The sequence below is a fragment of the Komagataeibacter xylinus NBRC 15237 genome (assembly GCF_001571345.1).
Classification (GTDB): Bacteria; Pseudomonadota; Alphaproteobacteria; order Acetobacterales; family Acetobacteraceae; genus Komagataeibacter; species Komagataeibacter xylinus.
This window is the reverse complement of sequence record NZ_BCTP01000086.1, coordinates 1-6,553: the sequence shown is the minus strand read 5'-3', so window position 1 is coordinate 6,553 and position 6,553 is coordinate 1. Positions and strand designations below refer to the sequence as shown.

Here is a 6,553-nt window from a genome sequence, read left to right as displayed (position 1 = left end):
TTTCCTTCGTACAATCCCATGGAGGAAAGGAAACGAAGACAGATACCTGGATTCAATGTTTTCTGCCCTGCCTGCGCAGTCCGGCGCAAAGGGGCGTAAAATTGTCAGCGCAAGAGTTACCAGAGCCCATTACAACAGCGTCTTTGGTCTTGGCGACAAAACGCACTAACAGCAGAGATCCGGACATGTGCTGACCAGCCACGCAGGCATAGTCATGCCTCGACGCACAATCTGACCATTCTCGATTTCAAGCACAGGCTCGGGCATAACGCCTGAATTATCAGAGATGACAACACGGTCAGACAGGCCAATAACAGTCGGAAGATTGACGAGGCTGCCAATATATCGTCTGCGAATGGCTTCAGGTTCAATAAAATGCCCACCACCCGCAGCGCGGGCCCTGACGCGCTGTACATTCATTTCAACCGACGCCAGAGCAATATATCTCAGCTCAACATGATATCCGGCCATCCGGGCCGCCGTGATGCGACGGATTATGGAGTGGCCGGATAATGTCGTTTCGAGAGAAATCGATTTTCCGGTTGCCAGAGATGCATTGAATATCTCGATGGCTCTTCGCCCGGCCTCCCGGTCGGCATCGCGCGGGCTAGCCGGATTGATCCCCCGCGCTATCTGGTCGGGGTCAATGACGACGTCGACTGGCTCAATGTCGGCGCTTGTGCCAACCCGCAGACTGCTTTTTCCAGAGCCGTTCGGTCCTGCGTAAATCAGTAATCGTGTCACGCTGGATAGGGAAAATCTTCGTCGCGGAACTCTTCCAGCGGTGCAAGACGTTCAACCCGACCGCCGGGGAATTCGCGCACAACCCATCCCTTCAGGACATAGGTCATAATCTCACCACTGGCTGCCCGGACTTCCCGCGCCCGCTCGCCAGCAACGCGGATCGCCTCAAAGCTGGCCCATGCATAATGCTGCCGTTCCTGCGTCTTGTGTCCGGACATCACGATCTCCATTAGATCACCAAATCTTCGGCACTAGGTTAGCACAACCTCGGTCTGACAAGGGTATGTATTTTCCTAGTGCAATCAACATTGAGCATCGTCACCAGGAAAGTGACAAGGCAGTCGTGCAGTCAGTCCCGTTTGGCACGAACCACAACAGTCGAAATTCCTTGCTCTGTAGCATACCGTGTCGCACGATCAAGAACTTCCTTCATAAGCCAGTCAAATGGACCCGATCCACCAAAATTCTTTTCTTTACTGTCGTAAAAATAGCCTTTTTCGACACCTCTCTCGTCTTTGTGAATAACGACGGCGACATGATGATTGGCTGGAATATCTTCTCTTGGAGAGAGATATACAATACTATTCATTTTACCTCACAAAAAATTATTTCAAAGGATAATCGTATTAAATCAGACTTCAGCAAGCTCGCGCACTTTAAGCTTACGCTCAAATTCTTCAACCTCTTGAATAGTGAAAGTTAGATGATGGTTAGTATCAAATCCGATCCATGTTCCGGCATTACCCGATTTTATCTTTCCTTTTATTTTCTCTTTTTTACTGCAGGATAAAAGGTTCCTATCTCCCCAGCTAAAATCTGCTCCAAGATAGTGCTCAGAACTTACTACATTTTCAGCAAGAGCATGCATTTGAACATACTTCCCGTCATCAAGCTTAATCGAGTGTCCACGCATTACAAGAAAGTGTAGTTCCGTCGTGTAACGAATTTTACCGTTGATGTTAGGATTAGGGTGTTCTGTAGTTGTTGGACCACGCACTCCGTAGTCTCCACTCTTAACAAGATCGGCTGGGAATTCAGACCTAAGCATCTGATAAACCAACATCTCTTTGCGAAGGATCAATCCACTTGTATCTCGTTTTGAGACCGCCTTGTCGACAGAGGATGGTAGGGAGCAGCCACACACTGTGTAATATGAGAAGTTAGTTTTTTGGAGATGTTTGATGATCCCGCTTGCTTTTCCGACAATGTCTGGGACAGGATCTGCTATGGCTGAGAGGTCGGCAAAATCTAAAATTACACAGCACTGCCGCGGATCAATATTCAATTCTTCAATAATACTATCTATATTTTCCTGAAAAAATTCCGGTTCAGAAAAATCTTCGATGGCAGTGATGTCTAAACGCAAACACCACCCATTAATTTGACAAAGAGGAATATTTTTCAGAGCCAACCTATACTCAGCACTCTCCCATCGATCATATCCGATAACTGGCGTCACAGGATTACCCGCCGCAGTCAAACGTGAAATGATATAAGGGATTACATGCTCGCCATTCTCAGCCCGAGCATCCGGCGCCCACCGAAATCCATCGATCATTGCCGACCGTTGAGGCCAATGATCCGCTATTTCATCAATCTTTCGGTCCAAGTAAGTTATAGTAGGATTTTCACTCTCCTTCATATACTTACGGCTACGAACACTTTCCGAAGGCGGATCAATCTCAAAGAGAATGGATAATTTATCCGAACTCCTATCATCCAGATGATAAATTGCCTCGAGTTCGTTTTGATTAGCCTTTAGAATAGAAATGTGCGTAGCTGACATTATACAGTATCCTCAAGCTCAGAAACGAACATGTTTTTTACCTCTCCACTACCTAGCATATCACTGAATACAGAGAAATTCCCTGTATCCTTTCTTAATCTACCCGCGACTATCGCAGGATGTATTTTCAATTCTCGTGCAAGATTATTGATGCTCTCCTTACTTGGAGAGATATAAGCATCACTTCGCCGCCAAATAAGTCGCGGTATAAAGGCTTCTCCAGCGAGGCGATTGGCTTCAGCTTCACGCCTATCTTCCGATGAAACATTTAAATCATCAACAAAGGCTTCTTCATCTCCATCTAAATGTTTCCAAATATGAGCCACTTCATGAAGTAATGTGAACCAAAAATTATCCAACCTGTCGTATCGTAGCGTGAGAGCTATTATTGGCGTTCCATCTACATCTTTGAGAGCTGCCCCATCAACTTGCGTACCTTTTAGATGTCCTTCAAAAACCACAACAATCCCATGGTTCTGAAGATATTCGACAGCCAAAAGGGGGCCACGCTCTGACCAACTCAGTTGGGCTAACTCTCTCAAAAAACCTGAATTAATCTTACTAGGATCAAATGCATTCATATTATTTTTGGATACTCGCGCTTTCTGTATAACGCGAGCAAGCCAAGCATATAAAGCGTACACCGTCGTAGGCGACGTGGCGTCACCTGCAAGACTACGACGGAAAGATGCAGCTCCTATCTGCAGACCTGAACCCGCTATGTAATCTTTAATTACACTTTCAGACAAAACAATACTTTTCTTTGTAAGACGATCCATCCATCCACGACTTACCATTTCTTTAATTGGAAATTTGGACCAATCGATTTCTTTTTTTACTGGAGCCACCTCATTTAAGCCAACAAGAGTATCAGCCGAAATGCCCAAACCAAGGGAAAGGGCACGTATCATCTGAACCGTCAAAGGCCGCTTACGGTTTAAGACCTCAGACACTCTGCTGCTAGTTCCAAAATACGGAATCAAATCCGCTCGCTTAAGGCCCCTTTCTTCCATGCGAAAAAGAATAGCATCAATCGGATCTGTTGGTTCTACCGGGCACTTCCCGTTTTCATAAGACTCGATGAGGACAGTCAAAACCTCCATCCGGTTTTGTTCGTCCGCCGTCAGAACTTCACTGCGTACGATCAGATCACCAACCTCCTTAAGGTAAGCGTGATACTGATCTTCAGTGCGAATGATTTTAGCGTCCATCATGGGTTTCAAGAGATTTTATTGCCGTTATAAGGGCTGTTCCTTGAGGAAAAGCGATCAAGACCTCTACTCCAGTTGGGCGGTGCAGTAGGGGAAATATGAAACGGCTATCGCTATCGCGATAAGAGCGCGGGAATTGACTCGACACATCGGATGGATGTTTCCAGTGTGCATATTCGAGCTCTTTTATCCAATTAGCGATCCATTTACCTGTTTCACTGTCAGAAACGGCTAACGGCGCTAATTTTGTTCGACCAATCAACCGCACTGATGCTCCTCCCAATATGGGATCATTTATACCATCGATAACTCGATTGTAAACCTCCCAATTTGGGAGGATTTACTGATTGTGTTATTCATGCCCCCACCAGCGATCCTGCTGAAGCCAGGAACCGCCACCACATTAAAAATGCTTCAAACATGCATCACCGCGGCTCTCGCGATACTAGGCTCGGGACTTGTCTTATGAAATCCGGGTCGCTGTATGCGATAAAGGCAGCAGTCAGGAGGTGGCCACCTCCTGACTGCTGGAGAGAGCGGGTCGAGTCAGGACAGGCCATGATGGGCCGCGAATGAGTATGACCGCCTCTTCTTTTCCTCGGGCCTGAACGGATACCTGAGAGAAAATCCCGGATGACAAGCATAGGACAATGGGAAATGGCACAGACATGCTCAAAGCTGGAGAGTCATGCCGTTGTTGTTGGCATTGACGTTTCCAAGGATCATCTTGATGCCGCTCAATATCCATCTGGTGACCTGATCCAGACTTCCAACGATACGAAAGGCCTCAGAACGCTTCTACGATAGATTGGCAGGCAACATGCTGTGCATGTTGTCTTCGAGGCGACCGGCCCTTTCCATCGTCAACTGGAGAGTCATCTGGCCAGGCCGGCATCCCATTTTCACGGATCAATCCGCGGCACGCAAGAAAGTTTGCTGAAGCAACAGGGAAGCTTGCAAAAACGGATCGGGTAGATGCCATGATGCTGGCCAGGATGGGGGCACTTCTTGAACCCAGGACATCTACGATCTGCAACGAGCTGCAGTCTGCGCTCCAGGAGCTGGCAGCTGGGCGACGAAATCTGACCCGTGACAGGACAGCCCTGCTCAATTGCCGGCAAAACCTTCAGGTCAGTCTCCTAAAACGTCTGACACGCTATAGACTTCGTCAGATAGAGGCTCAGATCGCGGCCATCGATCAGGCAATCAGCGAACTGATCTCGACAGACGAGAGCCTCTCTCGAAAACGCACATTCTGGTCAGCATCCCAGGTATTGGAGAGGCCACGGCTGCGATGCTGATCGCTGATATTCCCGAGCTGGGAACACCGGAAAATGAACAGGTTGCTGCGCTTGCAGGTCTGGCTCCTGTTACCAGGCAGTCAGGAAAGTGGCAGGGTAAAAGCTTTATTCGGGGTGGTCGGATTCATGTCAGGAATGCCCCGTACATGCCTGCTCTGGTTGCCATGCGGCATAACCCTAACCTTCGAAGCATCTATCTTACGGCGTGTCGTCAGTTAAGCCCTGAGTGTGGCACGTGAGGGTTGTACTTTGTGGCTGCGTGTGCTGACTGTTTTCCCAGTTTTTGGGGGAGACAGATGGATGCGGCGCTATGGTTTACGCGATGACCAGTGGGAGCGGATAAAGGATCTTCTCCCCGGTCGTGAAGGCTATGTCGGCGGCACTGCGGCGGACAACCGTCTGTTCGTGGAGGCGGTGCTGTATCGCTATCGCGCGGGCATTCCATGGCGCGACCTTCCTGCCCGTTTCGGGGACTGGAAAAACGTGCACCGGCGTCTGCGCCGCTGGTGTGAAAGCGGTGTCATCGAACGGATATTTCGCCATCTCGCCGCTGATCACGACAACGAATACATGATGATCGACAGCACCATTGTCCGGGCGCATCAGCACAGTGCCGGAGCCCTCAAAAAAGGGGCACGGATCAGGCCATCGGACGATCCCGGGGCGGATTGACCACAAAGATCCATGCCATCTGCGACGCTCTGGGCAATCCGGTGGAATTCGGCATCACATCAGGACAGGGTGCCGATATCACCCAAGCGGAACCGCTTCTGGAAAACATCGACCCGAATGCTTTCCTTGCTGACAAGGCCTATGACGCGGACAGGTTGATCGATCGGCTGATACAGCGCGGGATTACCCCGGTCATCCCGCCAAAACGCAACAGAACGACACGACGGAAAACCGATTTTTCTCTCTACCGCGAACAGAATCTTGTTGAGAGGTTCTTCAATAAAATCGAGCAGTTTCGCGCTATCGCAACCCGCTACGATAAACTGAAATCAACCTTCCTCGCGGCTGTGCAGTTCGCCTCAATCATCATCCTGCTTAACTGACGACACGCCGTAGTCTGACGGATAAGGGAAAGCACGCAAAAGTGGCTCTGACCGCTCTCATGCGGCGTCTCGTCATTCTGGCGAATGTCCTATTACGCAATGACAGGTTACGCGAAAGCATATCTAATGGCGAGGTCCCGACCATTCCAGAGTGTCTACAACCAAGATGCATCATGCCATACGAAACTTAACCATATCGATCGACGCATCTCCCTGGCGCACCAATTCCAGCCCAGCCACAAATGTTGCAGCTACAGCCGCTCGACGACCAATATTTCCCTGATGTTCGGTAGACGCCATCGGGGGAACACACTCCCATATGCTCCGAAAGGTTCCGTTCCTTATTTTCTCACGCATAAGGACCAATGCATCGGTCACGCGCCAGTAGGAGAGCACATCGATCCGATAGATCGGAACGGATGTCTCGACCCTCACCAATTCCCGTTCCAGCGCAGC

At 49.3% G+C, this 6,553-nt stretch carries 8 protein-coding genes and 1 pseudogene; 3 read left to right on the top strand and 6 right to left on the bottom strand.

What is annotated here, in order from left to right; translation table 11 throughout:
* Positions 1 to 165 precede the first annotated feature (165 nt).
* The 5 genes from GXY01S_RS17670 to GXY01S_RS17660 all read right to left on the bottom strand — a co-directional run bounded on the left by GXY01S_RS17670 (position 166) and on the right by GXY01S_RS17660 (position 3,744).
* Positions 166 to 744, bottom strand: coding sequence for a zeta toxin family protein (locus tag GXY01S_RS17670; RefSeq protein WP_082770950.1), 579 nt, complete (start codon positions 742 to 744; stop codon positions 166 to 168).
* Complete coding sequence (locus GXY01S_RS16145) at positions 741 to 962, bottom strand: hypothetical protein (RefSeq protein ID WP_061276779.1); 222 nt, start codon at positions 960 to 962, stop codon at positions 741 to 743. The genes GXY01S_RS17670 and GXY01S_RS16145 overlap by 4 nt, the downstream gene beginning before the upstream one ends.
* Before the next feature lie 131 nt (positions 963 to 1,093).
* Complete coding sequence (locus GXY01S_RS18395; protein ID WP_129552031.1) at positions 1,094 to 1,333, bottom strand: hypothetical protein; 240 nt, start codon at positions 1,331 to 1,333, stop codon at positions 1,094 to 1,096.
* A gap of 42 nt (positions 1,334 to 1,375) precedes the next feature.
* On the bottom strand, positions 1,376 to 2,530 hold the full coding sequence (locus tag GXY01S_RS17665) for a beta family protein (RefSeq protein ID WP_082770949.1): 1,155 nt from the start codon (positions 2,528 to 2,530) through the stop codon (positions 1,376 to 1,378).
* Complete coding sequence (locus tag GXY01S_RS17660; RefSeq protein WP_218003176.1) at positions 2,530 to 3,744, bottom strand: ImmA/IrrE family metallo-endopeptidase; 1,215 nt, start codon at positions 3,742 to 3,744, stop codon at positions 2,530 to 2,532. Before GXY01S_RS17660 ends, GXY01S_RS17665 begins: the two co-directional genes overlap by 1 nt.
* 800 nt (positions 3,745 to 4,544) lie before the next feature.
* Between GXY01S_RS17660 and GXY01S_RS19280 the strand changes: the two genes are divergently transcribed.
* The 3 genes from GXY01S_RS19280 to GXY01S_RS17645 all read left to right on the top strand — a co-directional run bounded on the left by GXY01S_RS19280 (position 4,545) and on the right by GXY01S_RS17645 (position 6,097).
* Positions 4,545 to 5,042 (top strand): IS110 family transposase, encoded by a 498-nt coding sequence (locus GXY01S_RS19280; RefSeq protein ID WP_082770948.1) that lies wholly within the window; start codon positions 4,545 to 4,547, stop codon positions 5,040 to 5,042.
* Positions 4,994 to 5,281 (top strand): transposase, encoded by a 288-nt coding sequence (locus GXY01S_RS19275; RefSeq protein ID WP_456305877.1) that lies wholly within the window; start codon positions 4,994 to 4,996, stop codon positions 5,279 to 5,281. The genes GXY01S_RS19280 and GXY01S_RS19275 overlap by 49 nt, the downstream gene beginning before the upstream one ends.
* Positions 5,282 to 5,342: 61 nt before the next feature.
* A protein-coding gene (locus GXY01S_RS17645) for an IS5 family transposase (RefSeq protein WP_110570460.1) occupies positions 5,343 to 6,097 on the top strand; the annotation gives its coding sequence in 2 pieces (ribosomal slippage) (positions 5,343 to 5,682 and positions 5,682 to 6,097; 756 coding nt in all).
* Positions 6,098 to 6,268: 171 nt separating this feature from the next.
* On the opposite strand, the pseudogene GXY01S_RS18810 reads toward GXY01S_RS17645, so the two are convergent.
* Positions 6,269 to 6,553: pseudogene (locus GXY01S_RS18810) on the bottom strand (segregation/condensation protein A); the annotation flags it as partial.